Origin of the sequence: Gilvimarinus agarilyticus (assembly GCF_000832015.1) — a bacterium.
GTDB classification, from domain to species: Bacteria; Pseudomonadota; Gammaproteobacteria; order Pseudomonadales; family Cellvibrionaceae; genus Gilvimarinus; species Gilvimarinus agarilyticus.
In genome coordinates this window covers 1,480,283-1,499,229 of sequence record NZ_JXCJ01000001.1, presented here as the reverse complement: position 1 = coordinate 1,499,229, position 18,947 = coordinate 1,480,283, and the positions used below count along the sequence as shown (strand labels likewise).

17 protein-coding genes are annotated in these 18,947 nt (G+C 53.8%); 6 read left to right on the top strand and 11 right to left on the bottom strand.

From position 1 onward, the window contains the following. Positions 1-58 precede the first annotated feature (58 nt). Positions 59-1,507 carry a catalase gene (locus SD69_RS06500; protein WP_041522567.1) on the bottom strand — a complete coding sequence of 483 codons (1,449 nt, stop codon included), beginning with the start codon at positions 1,505-1,507 and terminating at the stop codon, positions 59-61. Positions 1,508-1,802: 295 nt separating this feature from the next. Here SD69_RS06500 and mobA point away from each other — a divergent pair, with 295 nt between their 5' ends. The 4 genes from mobA (at position 1,803) to SD69_RS06480 (ending at position 5,485) form a co-directional block, all read left to right on the top strand. After that, positions 1,803-2,426, top strand: coding sequence for a molybdenum cofactor guanylyltransferase MobA (gene mobA, locus SD69_RS06495; RefSeq protein ID WP_041522566.1), 624 nt, complete (start codon positions 1,803-1,805; stop codon positions 2,424-2,426). A 331-nt stretch (positions 2,427-2,757) separates the two neighbouring features. Further along, positions 2,758-4,242: a SulP family inorganic anion transporter gene (locus SD69_RS06490; protein ID WP_041522565.1), complete on the top strand. Its 1,485-nt coding sequence runs from the start codon at positions 2,758-2,760 to the stop codon at positions 4,240-4,242. A 20-nt stretch (positions 4,243-4,262) separates the two neighbouring features. Then, positions 4,263-5,117: a universal stress protein gene (locus tag SD69_RS06485; protein WP_041522564.1), complete on the top strand. Its 855-nt coding sequence runs from the start codon at positions 4,263-4,265 to the stop codon at positions 5,115-5,117. Then, on the top strand, positions 5,117-5,485 hold the full coding sequence (locus SD69_RS06480; protein ID WP_041522563.1) for a VanZ family protein: 369 nt from the start codon (positions 5,117-5,119) through the stop codon (positions 5,483-5,485). The genes SD69_RS06485 and SD69_RS06480 overlap by 1 nt, the downstream gene beginning before the upstream one ends. Positions 5,486-5,506: 21 nt before the next feature. Here SD69_RS06480 and SD69_RS06475 read toward each other — a convergent pair whose 3' ends face one another. The 3 genes from SD69_RS06475 to SD69_RS06465 all read right to left on the bottom strand — a co-directional run bounded on the left by SD69_RS06475 (position 5,507) and on the right by SD69_RS06465 (position 7,794). Then, on the bottom strand, positions 5,507-6,136 hold the full coding sequence (locus SD69_RS06475) for a hypothetical protein (protein ID WP_041522562.1): 630 nt from the start codon (positions 6,134-6,136) through the stop codon (positions 5,507-5,509). A 71-nt stretch (positions 6,137-6,207) separates the two neighbouring features. After that, on the bottom strand, positions 6,208-7,020 hold the full coding sequence (locus tag SD69_RS06470; protein WP_041522561.1) for an SDR family oxidoreductase: 813 nt from the start codon (positions 7,018-7,020) through the stop codon (positions 6,208-6,210). Between the two features lie 3 nt (positions 7,021-7,023). Then, positions 7,024-7,794 carry an enoyl-CoA hydratase gene (locus tag SD69_RS06465; RefSeq protein WP_052480942.1) on the bottom strand — a complete coding sequence of 257 codons (771 nt, stop codon included), beginning with the start codon at positions 7,792-7,794 and terminating at the stop codon, positions 7,024-7,026. Between the two features lie 175 nt (positions 7,795-7,969). On the opposite strand from SD69_RS06465, the gene argS reads away from it, so the two are divergent. Next, complete coding sequence (gene argS / locus SD69_RS06460) at positions 7,970-9,703, top strand: arginine--tRNA ligase (protein WP_041524514.1); 1,734 nt, start codon at positions 7,970-7,972, stop codon at positions 9,701-9,703. A 75-nt stretch (positions 9,704-9,778) separates the two neighbouring features. On the opposite strand, the gene SD69_RS06455 is transcribed toward argS, so the two are convergent. From SD69_RS06455 to SD69_RS18010, 4 genes are all read right to left on the bottom strand, one after another. Next, a complete protein-coding gene (locus tag SD69_RS06455; protein ID WP_041522560.1) occupies positions 9,779-11,335 on the bottom strand; it encodes a sodium/sugar symporter in 1,557 nt (518 codons plus the stop codon). A gap of 95 nt (positions 11,336-11,430) precedes the next feature. After that, positions 11,431-12,564: an aldose epimerase family protein gene (locus SD69_RS06450; protein ID WP_084591501.1), complete on the bottom strand. Its 1,134-nt coding sequence runs from the start codon at positions 12,562-12,564 to the stop codon at positions 11,431-11,433. Positions 12,565-12,724: 160 nt separating this feature from the next. After that, positions 12,725-14,311, bottom strand: a complete 1,587-nt coding sequence (locus tag SD69_RS06445) for a chitinase (protein WP_041522559.1) — start codon at positions 14,309-14,311, stop codon at positions 12,725-12,727. Positions 14,312-14,612: 301 nt separating this feature from the next. After that, positions 14,613-15,704 (bottom strand): GGDEF domain-containing protein, encoded by a 1,092-nt coding sequence (locus SD69_RS18010; protein ID WP_198144063.1) that lies wholly within the window; start codon positions 15,702-15,704, stop codon positions 14,613-14,615. Between the two features lie 432 nt (positions 15,705-16,136). Between SD69_RS18010 and SD69_RS06435 the strand changes: the two genes are divergently transcribed. Beyond that, on the top strand, positions 16,137-17,384 hold the full coding sequence (locus tag SD69_RS06435) for a multidrug effflux MFS transporter (protein ID WP_041522558.1): 1,248 nt from the start codon (positions 16,137-16,139) through the stop codon (positions 17,382-17,384). Between the two features lie 17 nt (positions 17,385-17,401). Here SD69_RS06435 and SD69_RS06430 read toward each other — a convergent pair whose 3' ends face one another. The 3 genes from SD69_RS06430 to SD69_RS06420 form a co-directional block, all read right to left on the bottom strand. Beyond that, entirely contained in the window at positions 17,402-17,758 is a 357-nt protein-coding gene (locus tag SD69_RS06430; RefSeq protein ID WP_041522557.1) for a YidH family protein, read from the bottom strand. Positions 17,759-17,810: 52 nt separating this feature from the next. Beyond that, positions 17,811-18,494 carry a DUF3313 family protein gene (locus SD69_RS06425; RefSeq protein WP_052480940.1) on the bottom strand — a complete coding sequence of 228 codons (684 nt, stop codon included), beginning with the start codon at positions 18,492-18,494 and terminating at the stop codon, positions 17,811-17,813. A 130-nt stretch (positions 18,495-18,624) separates the two neighbouring features. After that, positions 18,625-18,945: a YqcC family protein gene (locus tag SD69_RS06420; protein WP_041522556.1), complete on the bottom strand. Its 321-nt coding sequence runs from the start codon at positions 18,943-18,945 to the stop codon at positions 18,625-18,627. Positions 18,946-18,947: the final 2 nt, after the last annotated feature.

The following is an 18,947-nucleotide window of genomic DNA, read 5'->3' as shown; positions in this document are numbered from 1 at the left end:
AAAAAAATACCCGCCTCACAGAGGCGGGTATTTTAGGTAGCCGCTAAAACGGTACGGCTTAGGCGTTGATAGCCGCTTTAACCTGAGCACCATAGTCGGCGTCGCAACGGCTTATCAAGGCCACCATGCGCTCTTGTACTGAGGCGTCCGCCTGGCTTAAGCCACCGGCGATGTTGCCCACCAATTGACGTTTTTGATCGTCGTTCATCAAACGGTACAGATCGCCCGCCTGCGTGAAGTGGTCATCGTCCGAGGTATCGTAGCGAGTAGCTGCCGCACCCGACAACGCCAGTGGCGGCTCGGGTACGTGATCACTCACATCGGGGGCACCGTCGGCGGCGCGGTCGTTAGGGTAAAAGTTGGCCCCGGAGCCTTGCACACTGCCGCTGTGATAAGGGCAGCCCGCCATTTGGCCGTCGCGCTGGTAGTTGTTTACCGGGCAACGCGGGCTGTTTACCGGCAACTGATTGTGGTTTACCCCAACCCGGTAGCGATGCGCATCCTGATAGGCCAGTAACCGCGCCTGCAACATTTTATCAGGCGAGGCGCCCACGCCGGGCACTAAGTTGCTGGGGGCAAAAGCGGCCTGCTCCGTCTCGGCAAAGTAGTTTTCGACGTTGCGGTTAAGCTCTAAGGTGCCCACCTCCTGCAGTGGAAAATCTTTGTGCGGCCAGATCTTAGTCAAATCAAACGGGTTAATGTGGTAACTCGCCGCCTGCTCCTCGGTCATAATTTGCAGCTTAACCGCCCAGCTTGGGTAGTCGCCCCGGTCAATGGCCTCAACCAAATCCTGCTGCGCGCCAAACGCCGGACGTGTCATCGCCTCGTCGTCGGTTAGGGTTTTAATACCTTGATTCGATTTAAAGTGCCACTTCACCCACACACGCTCGCCCTGCGCATTCCAAAAGCTCAAAGTGTGTGAACTAAAGCCATGCATATGGCGATAACTGGCAGGAATCCCCCGATCGCTCATCAAAATAGTCATTTGATGCAGAGACTGCGGGTGATTGGCCCAAAACTCGTATACGGCCTGTGGGTCGGGCAGATTAGTACGCGGGTTTTTCTTTTGCGAGTGGATAAAGTCGGGAAACTTAATCGGGTCGCGCAAAAAGAACACCGGGGTATTGTTTCCCACCACATCAAGATTGCCCTGTTTGGTGTAAAACTTAACGGCAAAACCACGTGGGTCTCGGGCATAATCGCTCGAATCCTGCCCACCGCCCACGGTCGAGAAACGCAAAAACACCTCGGTTTGCTCGCCCTCAGACTGTAAAAAATCGGCAATGGTATGATCTTTTAAGCTCTTACTCAGCGTAAAGGTTCCATAGGCACCTGTGCCACGGGCGTGAACCACACGCTCCGGAATTCGCTCGCGATTAAAATGCGCAAGCTTTTCAAACAGGTAATGGTTATCAAAAGTCAGCGGCCCGCGTTCACCAGCGCTGATACTGTTATTGTCATCCGTAACGGGAGCCCCTGCGGACGTGGTTAAAGTGGTTTTGCTCATGGTTGCTATTCCTTATAACTAGGCCTGTAACACGAGAGTTTTAGACTCGAACATTAGTATAGAAGCTTGATCACAAGCTGCATGTGTCCATTCTAGAAAACCACCAACAGTAATATAAATTAATTGTCTGAATAGATTAGATAGTATTAAGTTATCGCCTGCCGGAACCAAACACCCGGTTACCGCTCTATAATGAACAGGATTGGACGAAGTGCGAATTCGCAGGTACAAATGGCTATCGCGCAGCGTTTAGCGCCCGTATAATTGGCGCTTATTTCTACAATACAGAGGTGACATGAGCCAACATCCCAAACCCGTTGGTGTCCTTTTGGCCGGAGGCCTTGCCCGCCGCATGGGTGGCGGCGACAAGTGCCTTCTACCGCTAGGAGACAAAACGCTACTGGCTCGCAGTGTCGAGCGCTCTAAACATCAGGTAAAACACCTGTTGCTGAGCGCCAATGGCAATGCTTTGCGCTTTGCCCGCACCAAATTACCCGTTATACCCGACGTGTTCGCCGACAACCCTGGCCCTATGGCCGGCATACACGCGGCTATGAGCTGGATGCAAGAGCACGACGGCGACAACGAATGGCTGGCCAGCTTTGCCTGCGACACTCCTTTTTTCCCCACCGATATGGTTACCCAGCTCGAAGCCGCCCGCACCGGCGCCACCACCATTGTTGTGGCAAGCTCCGGCGGACACATGCAACCGGTATTTGCTCTTTGGCACCGCAGCTTGCTACCAGAGCTGGCGGCAACCCTAACGGCCGGTGGCGACATTCCCTGGCTACAACACTGGATTGCTGAGCGCCCTCACGCAGTAGTGGAGTTTGCCAGCGAGCCATGCGACCCATTTATCAATATCAATGCGCCGGCCGATTTGTATCACGCACAAGACTTGCTCAGCCAAATAGGCTAGCTCTGTCGTGGCAATTCCATGTAGCGAAGCCGCCTTTACGTAAAGCAAACGCAGCCACCCTCGCCCGTTAAGGGACAAAGCCCGCCGGTTTTGCTACACTGCGGCGCTTATTAATTGACCCCAAGCGATTAACCTGCGGTTGCTATGTACCCGATGATCACTCCACCATAGACCTCTGCTAAAAGAGGCACCCCAAAAGCTCCTGCCTGATTTAGATCTGGCAGCTCCCGAGCTAATGCTTAGGCTAGATAGCCATCCTAATGTTTAAAACAATGCAGTACGGCGACGCACTTCAACGCACGCCAGTATTGACTACACGGATACCAGAAACATGATGAACCATTTGCGCCAACACTGGCTTGGCAATATTCGCGGTGATGTGCTCTCGGGCACCGTCGTCGCCCTCGCCCTTATCCCCGAAGCCATCGCATTTTCAATTATCGCCGGGGTCGACCCCAAAGTCGGTTTGTACGCGTCATTCTGTATTGCCTTTGTCACCGCCTTTACCGGTGGCCGGCCCGCCATGATCAGCGCCGCCACCGGCGCCATGGCCTTGCTGATGGTCACCTTGGTAAAAGAGCACGGCCTGCAATACCTATTGGCCGCCTCGGTATTGTGCGGGGTGTTTCAGATCATTGCCGGCGTGTTTAAGCTTGGCGGCTTAATGCGCTTTGTTTCCCGCTCGGTGGTCACAGGGTTTGTTAACGCTCTGGCCATACTGATCTTTTTAGCCCAACTGCCTGAGATTACCGGCAGCAACGCCACCCTACCGGTGTTCGCATTGTTGGCCGCTGGCCTCGGTATCATTTACTTGTTCCCCTATCTAACCCGAGCCATTCCCTCACCGCTGGTGTGTATTGTCAGCCTAACCATCGTGGCCATTTACTTTGGTATCGATGTGCGCACGGTAGGCGATATGGGCGAGCTGCCCGATAGCTTGCCGGTGTTTTTGTTGCCGGATATTCCACTGAACTTTGAAACCCTGCAAATCATCTTCCCCTACGCCATCACTATGGCGGTGGTCGGCTTACTTGAGTCTATGATGACCGCTACCATCGTCGATGATTTAACCGATACCGAAAGCAATAAAAACCGCGAGTGTGTCGGTCAGGGCACCGCCAACATCGCCTCGGGCTTTTTAGGTGGCATGGCCGGTTGCGCCATGATCGGCCAGTCGGTCATCAACGTTAAATCCGGCGGTCGTACCCGCTTATCCACTTTAGTGGCCGGTGTATTTTTGCTTATTTTGGTGGTGTTTTTAGGTGACTGGGTCGCCCGTATCCCTATGGCTGCGCTGGTTGCGGTGATGATTATGGTATCCATTGGTACCTTTAGCTGGTCGTCGGTAGCCGCGCTACGCACCAACCCCAAAAGCTCGTCTATTGTAATGGTCAGCACCGTTGCTGTGGTGGTAGCCACCCACAACCTGGCACTGGGTGTACTACTGGGCGTGTTACTCAGCGCGCTCTTTTTTGCGCGCAAAGTGGGGGATATTTTGTACATTGGCAGCACCATGGATGATGCCGGCGAGCATCGAAGCTATCAGGTCATTGGTCAGGTATTTTTTACCTCCGCCGAGCAGTTTATCGCCGGCTTCGACTTCAAAGAAGCCGTCGATAAAGTTACCATCGATTTACACCGCGCTCACTTTTGGGACATTACCGCCATCAGCTCGCTGGACAAAGTGGTACTCAAATTTCGTCGCGAGGGAACTCAGGTGGAGCTGATTGGCCTGAATGAAGCCAGCGCGACCTTGGTTGATCGCTTCGCGGTACACGACAAGCCCGAAGCCATCGATCAGTTAATGGGCCACTAACGATAAAAAGGATGATCCGCATGCGCAATAAAGTAATCGCCTGTATCGACGACTCGCAATACGCTCAGGCGGTGTGTGATTACGCCGCCTGGTCGGCCAAACAAATGGATGCCCCGTTAAGCTTACTGCACGTGCTGGATGAGTTACCCACCAAAGCAAGCAGCAACTTGAGCGGCACCATTGGCCTCGGCTCGCAAGAGGCGCTGCTCGAAGAGCTGGCCAGCCTGGATGAACGCCGCAGTAAAATTGCTCTGGAGCAAGGTAAAGTGATGCTGCAGGCCGCCCGGGAGCGGGTCATCAGCAACGGCATTAGTGAGCCCGAGTCACGTCAGCGCCACGGCGAGCTGCTGGACGCGTTAAAAGATCTGGAGCAAGAAACCCGCATGCTGGTAGTGGGCAAGCGCGGCGCCGATACCGCTAGCGCCCACGGCCACATTGGCAGCCACCTGGAGGGCATCATCCGCGCTATGCAGTGCCCGGTGCTGATCGCACAACAAAGCTTTAGTGCGCCGACGCGGTTTATGATTGCCTTTGACGGTAGCGAGACAGCCTTTAAAGGCGTCGATATGGTAGCCGCCAGCCCTCTGTTTAAAGGCATTCCCTGCCACCTGGTGATGGCGGCAACCGATACCGCCGAAAACCGCAAGCCGCTCGAGCGGGCGCAAGCCACCCTGCAGGCCGCGGGCTTCGACACCACCACAGCACTCATCACCGGCGACCCGGAAAAAGCTCTGGCCGATTACCAAGAGCAACAAGGTATCGACCTATTGATTATGGGCGCCTACGGCCACTCGCGTATTCGTCACTTTATTGTCGGCTCCACCACCACCGCGATGATTTGCCGCACGCGTATCTCATTACTGGTGTTGCGCTAATGCCATCGTTTTACCGCGCGTGGCGCACACTCTGTGTTGCGCAATTTTTTGTCATGCTGGCCATTTACATTGGCTTTGGTGTGGCAAAAAATCCGGGCGCCGTGATGGGCGATTTTAACGATTTACTGATGCACTTTAGCGGTTACGTGGTAGCCGGCATATCCATTGGTTTTGCCTTTGGTAAACGCTCGGCGGCATGGCGCTTTTTAGTGCTGTTTTTATTCTCCACCGGTATCGAGTGTTTTCAATACACCCTGCCCTGGCGCAGCTTTGATGTGCGCGATATTGCGGCTAATACCGTTGGGATAGTGTTGGGATTGTTGCTTTGGTGGCTAGTATCTTTGATTGTTAGGCGAGCGCTAAAATAAATAACATCGGGCGAATTAACGTTAATGCGTATTAGTGCCGCTCATACTTAAAGTTTTGCCCCCATCGCTGGCGCCTAGCAAGTCCCGCGCACGCTCAACCTCAATTTGTATCATTTTCTCCTTACACGATACACTTGTCCAACCACCTAATTCTGTGATCAAGTAAAACTCACCAGGTGACCCTCCTTCAATTCTAGGAAGGCTAACCCAAAACATGTCTTTCTGCCTCGAGTCGCGGGCAAGCTTCAACTCCAATTCTGTCCTATCGTCTTTCAGAACTACTCTGTAGCTTTCGGCTGGGCTAGAACCACTATGTAGCTTAATAAAAAAAATATTCTCCAGCGCCATTACCAGCCATTCTTTGTCAGCCACGCACCCGTTGATAAAAACTTTTGTCGATGACGAGTTCACGAGCTCAAACACTTCTTCAGCAATAGTCTTCTTTTTAAAATGATCTAAAACTGACCAAAACAACGTAGAAGAAAGAAATGCAAACATCGTAACCACTGTAAGCCTGGTCATTTTTTGTGAGTCACGCTCTACAAAAAAACTCACTAGCACAGCTAGAAAAAATATCGCGATCAAAGCAACAAAGATAAGCAGCCCATCAACAACACGGGGATATACAGTATAAAACCAATTAATTGTCATTATTCGTCTTTACCACCAGCGGAAAGTAACACAAAGCCCACTGGTATAGGCTTTGTGCTGTACCCCTCGTATTATTTATCTTCTAGCATTTTCCCCAATGCGGTTCCAATAGACGCCGCCCCACCCAACTGCCAACCACCATCCACCGGAATCACCGCGCCGGTAATAAAGCCGGCCAAATCGGAGCTTAAAAACAAGCAGGCATCGGCGATATCTCGCGGCCGGCCCATGCGTTTAAGCGGTACGGTTTGCAGGATTTTATCGCGCATTTGCTCGCCCGGGGCCAAGCGGTCCATACCCTCGGTGCCCTCGATGGGTCCGGGAATGATGGAGTTCACCCGCACGCCTTCGGCGCCCCATTCAATGCTTAACGTACGGGTGATCATATCGACACCGGCCTTGGCCGCACAGACGTGAATTTGGCCAGCCATGGCCAGCTGCGCTTGCGGCGCCGAGATATTCACAATGGAAGCACCCGGTTTGCGCAAATACGGATACACCGCGCTCATTACATGCCAGGTGCCTTTTAGGTCGATATCCACCACCGCGCCAAAACCGTTGTCCGATAATTGCCGCGCAAGGGCCGGAAAATTACCGGCGGCGCCCGAAATCACCACATCGAGCGCGCCCCAACGCGCATTGAGCTGGCTTACGGCCTCCCGCACGGCCTCGCCATCGCGCACATCGGCGCTGTAGCCGCAGGCGTCTTGCGCCCCCTGCTCTTTCAGCGCTTTGACGGTCTCGTCGATTTTGTCCTGTGAGCGGCTAATTACGCACACGCTGGCACCGCAGCTAGCGTAGCGCTCGGCAATACCACGGCAAATACCGCTGGTGCCGCCCACCACTAATACGGTTTTTCCTGCACAATCAATGGTTACAGACACGTGTTACCCCTTATTTCCGGACATTAATTTTTGTACCGCTGCGCGGCACTCGTCGCCGCTCAAGCACTTGGCAAACTCGACCAACTCGGCCTCTATAATCGCCTCAAGGTCGATTTGATCGCCAGCGCGCAGCAAATTCTTAGTCACCGCCAACGCCTGAGGCGGCCTGTTAGCCAGCTCGCGACAGACCCAATCGACTTCGCCTTCGAGGCGCTCATCGCTATATACCTCATTGATCAAACCAAACCGGTGAGCTTCCGGCGCAGGTATCGGCTCACCCAACATGAGCATTTCACGCGCGCGTGCCACACCCACCCGCTCAGCCAATAACGCACTCGCGCCAAACTCGGGGCACAGACCCAACTTGACGAACGGCAACTGAAAGAACGCATCTTCACAGGCGTAGACCAAATCGCAATGCAGCAACAGCGTGGTACCAATGCCGACCGCAGCACCATTCACCTCGGCCACCAGCGGTTTTTGCAGCCCCATAACCGCATGCATAAACTGGCGCGCCGGATGCTCCGGGGTTAACTCCGGCGCCGACATGAAATCAGCCAAATCATTCCCTGCGGTAAAGCTGTCGCCACTCCCGGTAATGCGCACCACCCGAACCTCGTCGGCAGTCTCAGCCCACACTAAAACGTCCGCGAGGGATTGATACATCGCCAGCGACAGGGCGTTTTTCTGGGCGGGACGATTGATTTGGATTTTAAGCACCGAACGAGTACATTCGGCGTGTACTTCCTGACACAGCTGCAACGGCAGATTCACTCTCACCTCCAAAGTTTTGGTTCCTCATACGATACCCCTTGAGTGTAGACCTTCCATCGCCCGGCCGAAACCTGTGGCTGTCACACTTTGGGGCCCGCAGATCGGGCTTGTACAGATGACACCCTCGCGCCTGACCGGTACAATTGCGCCTCACCCAATGACAGACTTAGGCACTATGAACATCCGCGAAAAGCTAACCTCCCGAATTCAAACCGCCATGACGCTGGCCGGCATCCCTATCGAGTGTCGCCCCATGGTGGCCGCGGCCAAAAAAGCAGGTTTTGGTGACTACCAGGCCAACGGTGCCATGGGCGCCGCCAAAAAGATGGGTACCAACCCGCGGGAGTTAGCGGCCAAAATCGTCGAGCTGGTTGAGCTGGACGATATCGCCGAGAAGCTAGAGATCGCCGGCCCAGGCTTTATCAACATTCACTTAAAGCCCGAGTGGCTGGCCTGCTGTGTCGGCGAGGCCGAGCAAGATCCGGCACTGGCCATCAAGCCCGCCCCTCAGCCGCAGACCATTGTGGTGGATTACTCATCCCCCAACCTTGCCAAAGAGATGCATGTAGGCCATTTGCGCTCAAGTATTATTGGCGATGCCCTGGTGCGTATTCTTGCCCGTTTGGGCCACAAGGTGATTCGGCAAAATCACGTGGGCGACTGGGGCACGCAGTTTGGCATGCTGATCGCAGAGCTGGAAGAAACCCTGCAAACGGACGCCAGTGCCGCCATGGCTCTAAAGGATTTAGAGGTGTTTTACCAGCAGGCAAAAGCACACTTTGATGCCGACGAGGCCTTTGCCGATAAAGCCCGTAACTATGTGGTTAAGCTGCAATCTGGCGACGCTGAAGTATTGAAGTTGTGGGAACAGTTTAAGCAGGTCTCGCTGGAGCACAGCGCCGATATTTACCGCAAGCTCAACGTCACCCTAACCGATGCTGACGTCTGCGGTGAGAGCTTTTACAACGAAGACTTAGCACCGCTACTGCACGAGCTCCAAGCGCAAGGGCTGGCCGTTGAAGATCAGGGCGCCCAAGTGGTGTTTCTTCAAGAACTGGCCGATAAAGAAGGCAACCCTTCGCCGGTTATTATTCAAAAGCAAGGCGGTGGCTTTTTATACGCTACCACTGATTTGGCGGCCATTCGCTACCGCGCTGGCCAGCTGGGTGCCGACCGCATTTTGTACTTTATCGATGCGCGTCAGTCCCTGCATATGCAACAGGTGTTTACCCTCGCCCGCAAAGCCGGCTTTGTCGACAGCGACGTGAGCTTAGAGCACCACGCTTTTGGCACTATGATGGGCGCCGACGGTAAGCCGTTTAAAACTCGCTCGGGCGGCACGGTAAAATTATCGGCGCTACTCGACGAAGCCGTCGAGCGCGCGGCAGCTGTTATAACCGAGAAAAACCCCGAACTGGAAGGCGCCAATGACATCGCCCGTAAAGTGGGTATCGGCGCCGTTAAATACGCGGATTTATCCAAAACGCGAACCAACGATTACGTGTTTAACTGGGACACCATGCTCAGTTTTGAGGGCAATACGGCGCCCTATTTGCAGTACGCTTACACGCGTATTCAAAGTATTTTTCGCAAAGCCGAGATTGACCCAGACAATTTAACGGGCGACATCGTGTTGGGCAGCGAGCAGGAAAAAGCGCTGGCCATCAAGTTACTGCAATTGGGCGAAGTATTAGAGCAAGTCGCGCACGATGCCATGCCGCATTTGTTATGCACCTATTTGTACGACCTGGCCAGCCTCTATATGCGTTTTTACGAGGCCTGCCCGATTTTAAAATCGGATGTGCCTGCCGAGCTGCGCGCCAGCCGCCTGCGTTTGTGCCACGCGGTATCGCGTACCCTGGCAACCGGTTTGGACATGCTGGGCATTGAGGTCAGCGAGCGCATGTAAACTCGCGCTCTAGCACCATTAAAAAGCCCGGCTGCCATTCGCGCAGCCGGGCTTTTTTTCACTCATTAATAACGCTTACCACCAGGTGGCGTACAGCGCGATTAAAATCAACACAATACAAGCGGCGGCAATTTTAAACCCACCGCTGGTAGAAAAGTCCACTTGCTGCAAGTCAATGGCTTTATCACTGTTTTTCTTAGAGCAAGCCGCTAGCCCTAGCGCCATACAAACAATAAAAATCAAACCCACACGATCCATAAACGGCAACTCGGGCCACAGCCACCGCGCGAGGATCGACAACACAACAGAAGAAACCGCAGCCAACAGTGCCGAGTTAGCATTGGCCCGTTTAACAAAAAAGCCCAAAATAAAAATCGCCACGACACCGGGAGTAAAGAAGCCGGTAAATTCTTGAATATACTGGAAGGCCTGATCCATTTTCCCCAATAAAGGCTCGGCGATGATCATGGCGACCAACATGGCGGTCACAGCCGCTACCCGGCCGATCATCACCAGTTTTTTCTCAGAGTTAACCCCGCCGTGCAACTGGCGGTAAATATCCATAGTAAAAATCGTGGAAACACTGTTGGCCATGGAGCTAAGCGACGAGGCAATAGCCGCAACCAGCGCGGCAAAAGCCAGGCCCATAAGCCCGGTGGGCACCAGCTTCATCATCTCTGGGTAGGCCATATCGGGGCGTTCTAAATCCGGCGCCAGCACCAAGGCGGCAATACCGGGCAAGACCACTAACACAGGCATCAACAGCTTTAAAAACGCGGCGAAAGCTACCCCTTTTTGCGCTTCGCGTAAGCTTTTAGCGGCCAAAGTACGCTGGGTTATGTACTGATTAAACCCCCAGTAGGAAAGGTTCATAATCCACATGCCACCGATGAGCACCGAAATACCCGGCAAGCTAATGTAGTCCTCGTGATCGGGCGACAAAATTAAATCAAAGCTCTCTGGCGTTTTATCCAGCAACACCTGGAACCCGGCAATAAAACCTGCACCACCAGAAACCTCTACCAGCGCTAGATAGCTCACCAATAAACCACCTAACACCAGCAGTGTCACCTGCACAATATCGGTAAGTGCTACCGCTTTTAATCCGCCGTAGAGTGAGTAAGCCATGGAGAACACGGCCAAAAACAACATCCCATACAGCATATCGACACCGACGATGGTTTTAATGGCCAGTGCGCCCAAATAAAGCACCGCCGTTAAATTCACAAAGGTGTAAACCGCCAACCAAAAGAACGCCATTACCAGCTGAACGCGCTTGTCAAAGCGCTGCTCTAAAAACTGCGGCATGGTGTAGATTTTTTTCTCTAACAGTATCGGTAAAAACCATTTACCGATAACCATCAGCGTGATTGCCGCCATCCACTCGTAAGACGCAATCGCCAGGCCGATGGCATAACCGGAGCCCGACATACCAATGATTTGCTCCGCCGATATATTAGCCGCCACTAACGACGAGCCAATGGCCCACCAGGGCAAAGCGTTACCCGCTAAAAAATAATCCGAGCTGTTTTTGGTGTGGCCGGACTTCTCCCGTGATACCCACCAAGCCAGCACTAAAAGAAATACACAATAGATGACGAACACACCGACATCGATACTATTTATAGCCATGGACTCAACCTTTCAAACCTTTACTATTATTTTGCCAACAAGCCATACCCTGATTGCCCGCTACTTGTGGCTCTGACTACAACCACGAGCGCTCGCTACAGGGTCGAAAACCGGTACTCCGTACGCGAGGAATAACGATCACCCGCTTTTAGGGTAGTACGCGGAAAGTGCGGTTGATTAGGGGAGTCCGCAAAATGCTGTGGCTCCAGCGCGACTCCGGCGTGCTTGTCATAGGCCGCGCCACCTTTAGCTGCGGTCTTACCGTTTAGATGATTACCCGTATACACTTGCAGGCCCGGCTCACTGGTCAGCACTTGCATCACACGCCCACTGGCAGGGTCGGCTAACGTCGCTGCCAGCGTCATGTCACCGGCAAACGCCCCTCGGCGCAACACCCAGTTATGATCATAGCCAAGCGCTGCTTTGAGCATAGCATTGTCGGCGTTGATATCCCGCCCTATGGCTTTGGCCTGGGTAAAATCAAACACGGTATCGCGCACCGATAAGAGTTCACCGGTGGGGATGGCAGTCTCATCAACCGGAGTATAAAAATCAGCGTTAATCTGTAGCTGGTGATTGAGAATATCGCCCGAGGTGTGCCCAGACAAATTAAAGTAGCTGTGATGGGTTAAATTAACCACCGTATCCGCATCGGATGTTGCGTGATAATCAATTTGCAAGGCGTTGTCGGCGGTTAACCGATAGGTTACGGACACACGTAAATTACCGGGGTAGCCCTCGTCGCCGTCTTTGCTTAACAAATTAAAGCGTACTGCAGGCTCCGCCGAGTCATCCACCACCTCGCCCTGCCAGAGGCGTTTATCAAAACCCACGGCGCCGCCGTGCAATTGATTGGGCGGGTTATTATTGGCCAACTGATAGTCTTCACCGTGTAGGCTAAAGCGGCCACGGGCGATACGGTTGGCAAAACGGCCAATCGTCGCGCCAAAGAATGGGCTATCGGTTAAGTACTGTTTGGGGTTATCAAAGCCCAACACGACATCAGCGTAGTTTCCTTGGCGATCGGGCACAGTCAGGCTAACCAACAGAGCACCTAAATCGCTTAAATCGGCCCGGCTGCCGCTAGCATTGGTTAGGCTGTATAACTGAGCGGTACGGCCGTCCCCGAGCTCACCAAACTCACTGACCACAACCGCCGATAGGGCAGGCGCTGTTAAGAGTGTTAAAAGAATACAGCAAAATATACGGTGGGCGGATAGTGGCAGCATGGGACCTCGCTTTATAGTCATTTAGACAATTATGTTATTGAGAGATTGTCGCCCAGCTCCGGCGCCCTGTCTATGGCTACAGCCTTTTTAGCCTCGACGGCAAGCACAAAAAAGGCGGCTGATTAACAGCCGCCTAAAGAGAGGAAAGTAAACCAAAGTATTAAGGAAGGTTGTCGACTTTATCGCCAATAGGCCCCGAAAAAATGTAGCCGTCGTAAATATCCCAGTTAATCGACCACGTCATTACCCCGCTAAAATCTGGGTAGACACCACCGGCATCGATAGAGCCGCACTGGGTGCCCCGGGTAATACAATCAAGCGCATCCATAATGGCCTGATTGGTCGCCTGACCAGAACCTGCCGAGGCGGGACCAGACGGTAACCCCAGGGATACTTGCTGCGGGTCAAGCCCTTCAAAATAAACATTGCCTGCGGTTTGGAAGCCCTCAATCAGCATACGCGCCGAGGCCACCATCATATCCACCGAGCCTGCCGGGTAAGACTGCGGCGCATAGGGCGTTTGCAGCCCACCGTTGTTGTACAGCTGCACATGCAACAGATCGAGCAGGTCGCGGGTTTGATCGATAATCGGCAGGTAAGCGCCCCAAATACCGCCATAGGCGGTGTGGCCACCTTGCACATAAGGATGCTCCGGCGCCATGGTTAAGGCCATGCCGCCAACGTTGGTATCGATGGCGCGAATGGCACCTGGCAGGCGCGCCTGAATTTGCGTGCCGTGCAACAGCTGCGAGCCGCTCTCGAGGTCGATATCAATACCGTCAAAACCCCATTCGTTAATCAGGTCGGTTAAGCTGCTAACAAAGTTAGCCTCATCGGCGTCTGTGTTCAGGGTAATGGTTCCTTCGGCGCCACCAAGGGACAACACAAAGATCTTMCCCTCCGCCTGCATGGCCGCCATATCTTGCTTAAATTGCGCGGGGTCTAAGCCGGCGCAGCTAGAGCCTGAACCGTCAAACAGGTTGAAATGTACCGTTCCGTTACTGGCCGGGTCATTGTCAGCAAAGGCGATGTCAATCACATCCCAGGCATCGGAAATTTGCGATAGCGGAATGGGGCACCCTGCCGGGTTTTGAAAGTTATGCCAGTAACCCACCAACGCATGACGGGGGAAGTTACCGGTGTAACCACCGCCGGGAACCGAGCTGACGGACGAGCTAGTAGAGCTTGAACTGCTACTGCTGGACGAGCTACTCGATGAGCCACCATCACAGCTTTGCACCAGCGACCAGGCATCCTGCCAGTGGGCGCCCGCACCAGGCTCATAGGCCCAGGCCGCATTGGACGAACACCAGCCGGCAATATCACAGCGGTACTCATTACCCAGGTTATCAACCAAGTCGCCGACGCTGTAGCTGGTGCCAGCTAAGTAACCCGGCGACCCGCAGCTACCCGTGGGCACCGACGACGAGCTGGAAGAGATCGATGACGAGCTACTGGACGATGAGCTGGACGTGTTAGAACTACTCGATGAGCTGGAGCTATCGCCACAGACACCTAAAGACGTCCACTGCTGATACTGCCCCGAGTGCTGGGCCGGTATATCACCGCGCGTCCACCAATTAGCCTCGTAGGCGCTGCCGGCATCTTTTACTTGCATGCCTCCGGTATAGGCCGTACTCGCACTCCAGTCGTTTAGCCCGGCACAGCTTAGCGTTTGCGCTTGCGCATTAAGAACGGCACTCGCGGCACAAACAACCGCCAGCGACAGTAACTTTTTATGGTACATAGGTATCCCTCTTTTATTGTGTTAACAACACCGCAAGCTGTATTAGCGAACCGGTGAGTCAATGTAGCGATAAGCTAGCGTGGGAGTCCTGCCCGACAAGAGCGCGTCATGCGCAATGTTGATATCGACTTACGTCGTCATAACCAAAACAGTCAAGATCTTTCGGACAACGTTGTCAGCGTAAGAAGTACCACGCGACACGCGCTAAAACAAACCAGCTGTCACAAGGTGTGAAGCAGTACCGGTTTTGATTTCAAATAGAAATATAAAAACAGAAGAGAAAAACTAAACGTGATAAGTGCTACCCGGTGGCAGGCTTTTGGATCGCTTCAAGCACCACTTGGTTGCGCCCCTGAGCCTTGGCCCGATACAAGCCTACATCGGCCCGTCGGATTAAATCGTGAATAGACTCACCGGGCTGATACTCGGCAACACCAAAACTCAAGGTAACACCGCCACACAAGGGTTTAATCGCACTGGAATCGGCCACTCGCTGGCGCAAAGTGTCCATTAACATCAGCGCTCGCTGTGCATCGGTATTGCTCAGGGCCAACAACAACTCTTCGCCACCCCAGCGGGCCAATAAATCGATACTGCGCAGCCGCGCCTTTAATACCAGCGCAATACATTGCAGCACCTGATCGCCAACATCATGGCCATAGGTATCATTAACACGCTTAAAATAATCGACGTCGGCCAGAGCCACACAAAAGCCGCCCTGTTCGCGATCGGCGTGCGCTTTTAACTGCGCCATGTGCTCAGTCATGTAACGCCGGTTTAACAAACCGGTTAGCGGGTCGTGGGTCGCCAGTGCGATAAGTTGCCGCTGTTGGTGTTCGTTGACCACTCGCACGCTCATTATTCCCAGCATCATGGCAATGCCGCCAAACAATACATTGGCCACGTAAACCCAGTGCTGATATTCGCCAAAGGCTCGGGTAAAAGGCACGGCACCGCCCCACAGCTCTAGTGTCGCAAACAGCACAATGCACAATACGCCGGCGAAACCGGCATAACGCACGCTGACCCCGGGATTTGCCACCACCAGACAAGCGGCGGGCCAAAGGTAAAACTGAAACCCAGCACTGGGCCCAAGTAATACAGTAACCACTATGCTGTGGCCCACCAGCTCTGCAAACATCAAATAGGCGGCCCGGGAGTCGCGATGATGACGCAACCAAAACCAGGCCAGCAACCACAGACAAATGCTACCGATATTGACCCACATCAGCGTCTTAGTCTGTAGTAGTGAAAACAGCCCGGCCAGGGCGATATGCAACACCAACCCCACCAGCGCGGCAACTTGTAATACCGCGTGCTTACGTCCTTGCGGGTTCATAATGGCAAAGGCTGTGGTGCGGTTGACGCCGGACAACCAGTCGGTTAGCGGCATAAGTTTCATCCGAATCCATTAGCTATTCCCTAAGCTTAACGGCTTTACTCAAAAACGCCATTAGCAGGCTGTTGAAAAACCCCTTACGTACTCAGGCTTTCAGGCTGGCTCGTAATCTAGGCGCCATTTTGAAGATGTGTGTCCACCCATCGAAAAGTGGCAACGACGAGTACGGACCAGCCTGGAAGCCCCGTAGTGCGAGGTCTGAAGCGCACCTCTTCCGCACCTTGTCTCTAGCAAAGGGAGCCACCCTGTCCGTCGAGACAATGCACAGCAGCTGCACGCTTCAGGCCACGCTGAGCATGCAAGGGGTTTTACAACAGCCTGCTGGACAACGGTTTATGCTTACCTTTCGGTACACTTTTGTTCACCCTCGGGCGGCACTTGTGCGTTACACTTTAATAAATCCCGCAACTAATCCGCTCGCGCTGTATGAAAACCCAAAACTCCACCCCGTCCAGCGCTCTACCGCGCTTTTTTTTACTTTATCTGGGCGCCCTGGTCGCGTTGGGCCCGGTGGCGATGGACGCTTACCTACCGGCGCTGCCCTCCATGGCAGACGCCCTCGGGGTGCCCATCGCCGTACTTAACGCGTCAATCAGTACATTTTTAGTAGGCTTTGCGTTGGGCCAGCTCATGGGGGGCCCTATTTCCGATCAGGTAGGGCGTAAAACCGTGTGTGTGGTGGGCACGGGTTTATTTATTATCGCGAGCGGCGCCATTGCCCTGTCCGACTCAGCCAAAGTCATCAACCTGTGGCGCTTGTTGCAAGCGTTCGGTGGTGGCTTTGCCACCATTACCGCCATGGCACAAGTGCGCGACAGCTACCCCGCCGAAGAAATCGGCAGACGTTTTGCCACCGTGATGATGGTGATGATGATCGCGCCGGTCATAGCACCGCTGATTGGCACCGGGCTACTGCACTTTGGCTGGCGCAGCATTTTTATTTTTCAGGTGCTATATGCTCTAGCAATGCTGGTAATTATGTTGAGCATGATCCCAGAGACCTTAACCGAGCCTCGGCAAAAGCTTTCCCTCGGTCGGGTCGTCTCTCAGTATCGCGCCATTTTGCTGCACCGCTACCAAGGCCAGTTACTGGCCTTGCGCTTTGCCCTGTGTATTGGCTCGGCCGCCGGTGTGCTGCTTATTTTTGTTACCCACTCATCGTTTATGTACATGAGTTATTTTGGTGTTAGCGAGACCGCGTTTTCGTTGCTGTTTGGTTTAAACGCCATCGGCTTGATTGCCGCCAACTCGTTAAGTGCGCGCTTATTAAGCGTTATGCCCGCCATGAAACTGTTCGCGATTAGTGTACTGGTACAAGCGGTGGTGGTCGTGCTGCTAACGATCTTAGCGTGGCTCGAGACCCTTTCGTTAGCCTTAGCGGTGCCGCTGATTATTCTCAGTGTCAGCTGCGTTGGGGTGAGCAACCCCGCTGGCATGACACGATTTATGGCGATGTTCCCGCCCCACCGTGGCGGCAGCGCGGCGGCTATTCAAACCGTGTCCATGTTTGTGTTGGGCTCTGGGATGGGTGCGTTGGGCAGTGTTTTTTACGACGGGACTTTAAAGCCTGTGATGGTGGTAATGCTAATTTCGGTCGTCTTTAGCGTCGCGCTGTTGCTGACTCTACGGCCACTGCATCAGGGAAACGACGGAGCGGATAACAATGCGGCGTAACTCTGTTAGTAACCCTGTTAATGCCCGATAAAAATAAGCACCCCCAGCAATAACAGCCCAAGTAACCCCAGCGCCATAGTCAAAGCCACACTGTAAAGCGAGCGGTAATCCGCCGGGCCATCGCGCGCCAACAGGTAACGCACGTAACGGGCGTGTCTAATCGCCGCGCCAACGGCTGCCACAACGCCTAAAAAAATAAACGCGAGTCCAAGTGCTGCCGTCAAAGATTGGTCGGCCGTTGACGCCAGGCCAAACGCGCTCATTAACAGCCCCGCGCGCTCCAGCACAAAACCAAAACCAATCAAACCCAGTGCCGTGCGGCTCCAGGCCAACAAGGTTCGCTCAGCGGCTAACAATACCCGGGGATCTTGCATGAACTCTATCCGCAATGCGGCGCAATCAAACGTTGCGCCGCGGCTGTATGCATTACTGCTGCGCTCGAGCCACGTCTAAACTCTCACGCAATGATTTCGTCCAACTGCGCAGATAGCGGTTGGCATCGGCCATGTTGGTGGCGCGATTGGTCCACTCAAGGCGCATATCATCGTAGTCCTCTTTCTCATCGACGACTCGGGCGATAATCTCGCCGCTGGCTGCGTCAAATGCCTCCAAAAACAGAGTCATCTCACCCGATGACGTCGTGTAAGTTCGAGAGATTCCCACTTCGTTAATATCCGGTGCCGTGACATCTAAATCGATGATGCTGGGTCGTACTTCAAGCACGACCTCATCGGTAACCTCGTCGCCCACAATGTGATAGGCAGGTTCACGCTCCAGCGCCTCGAGAAAGTGCTCATCGCATGAGCGCGCCAACCGATCCGTGATCACTTGCATGTCCTCTTCTGTTACCCGCGAGGTACCAGCCGAGCGATTAAAGTTTTGGTTGCGCATCCAGTCGGCGCGAAACGCCACTGTACACGGCGCAAGGCGAATAGCCGTAAACTGCGAGAGCGACACACCGGGCTTCAGATAGACCTCATCCAGGGACTTTTGCGGCACCAGGTGTAGCCCGTCGTGAGAAACCGCCGGTGGTGGCGTGGCACAACCAGCCAACAATAGTGCGCTAACCGCACCTGCAACTAACATTGCTTTAACTTTAAAAGCACTCATAGAGCCTCCATTACGCAACCATCACAACGGCAAAAAGTACGCGGGGTTAAATGCACCCGCCCTGTTTCAATAAGGTAACAGGTTAAATGTAGCTCAGGGGCCAAACGACCACAAGCGTTGCTCACCGAGATTAACGGAGCAATGTGTCAATTCGTTGTAGCTGTACGATGACCGCTGTAGCATCGATACTCTGGGGGCGAAAATACTCTTCAGCCATGGGGGCGATGGCACTATTAGCAGGCAGCGTGCCGCGCTCGACAACCAGCGTGTGCATCCGAGGTAAAAACATAAACTGCAACCACTGGGTAAAGGTGAGTGTGTCAACCGCAAACGGCGCGACACTGGCCAGTGCTTCGGGCGTTGGTGATTCACTGTGCCATAGGTGTAACTCACGCAGCGCCGCCTCAAGATCGAGCAGAATATCGGCAACCGCAATGTGCTTGTCAGTCATAC

Bases quoted from the DNA above. Each gene is read 5' to 3' on its own strand.
- SD69_RS06475 (WP_041522562.1), bottom strand. From the start codon at position 6,136: ATGACAATTAATTGGTTTTATACTGTATATCCCCGTGTTGTTGATGGG.
- SD69_RS06485 (WP_041522564.1), top strand. From the start codon at position 4,263: ATGCGCAATAAAGTAATCGCCTGTATCGACGACTCGCAATACGCTCAG.
- SD69_RS06435 (WP_041522558.1), top strand. From the start codon at position 16,137: ATGAAAACCCAAAACTCCACCCCGTCCAGCGCTCTACCGCGCTTTTTT.
- mobA (WP_041522566.1), top strand. From the start codon at position 1,803: ATGAGCCAACATCCCAAACCCGTTGGTGTCCTTTTGGCCGGAGGCCTT.
- SD69_RS06480 (WP_041522563.1), top strand. From the start codon at position 5,117: ATGCCATCGTTTTACCGCGCGTGGCGCACACTCTGTGTTGCGCAATTT.
- SD69_RS18010 (WP_198144063.1), bottom strand. From the start codon at position 15,704: ATGCCGCTAACCGACTGGTTGTCCGGCGTCAACCGCACCACAGCCTTT.
- SD69_RS06455 (WP_041522560.1), bottom strand. From the start codon at position 11,335: ATGGCTATAAATAGTATCGATGTCGGTGTGTTCGTCATCTATTGTGTA.
- argS (WP_041524514.1), top strand. From the start codon at position 7,970: ATGAACATCCGCGAAAAGCTAACCTCCCGAATTCAAACCGCCATGACG.
- SD69_RS06490 (WP_041522565.1), top strand. From the start codon at position 2,758: ATGATGAACCATTTGCGCCAACACTGGCTTGGCAATATTCGCGGTGAT.
- SD69_RS06450 (WP_084591501.1), bottom strand. From the start codon at position 12,564: ATGCTGCCACTATCCGCCCACCGTATATTTTGCTGTATTCTTTTAACA.
- SD69_RS06500 (WP_041522567.1), bottom strand. From the start codon at position 1,507: ATGAGCAAAACCACTTTAACCACGTCCGCAGGGGCTCCCGTTACGGAT.
- SD69_RS06420 (WP_041522556.1), bottom strand. From the start codon at position 18,945: ATGACTGACAAGCACATTGCGGTTGCCGATATTCTGCTCGATCTTGAG.
- SD69_RS06430 (WP_041522557.1), bottom strand. From the start codon at position 17,758: ATGCAAGATCCCCGGGTATTGTTAGCCGCTGAGCGAACCTTGTTGGCC.
- SD69_RS06425 (WP_052480940.1), bottom strand. From the start codon at position 18,494: ATGAGTGCTTTTAAAGTTAAAGCAATGTTAGTTGCAGGTGCGGTTAGC.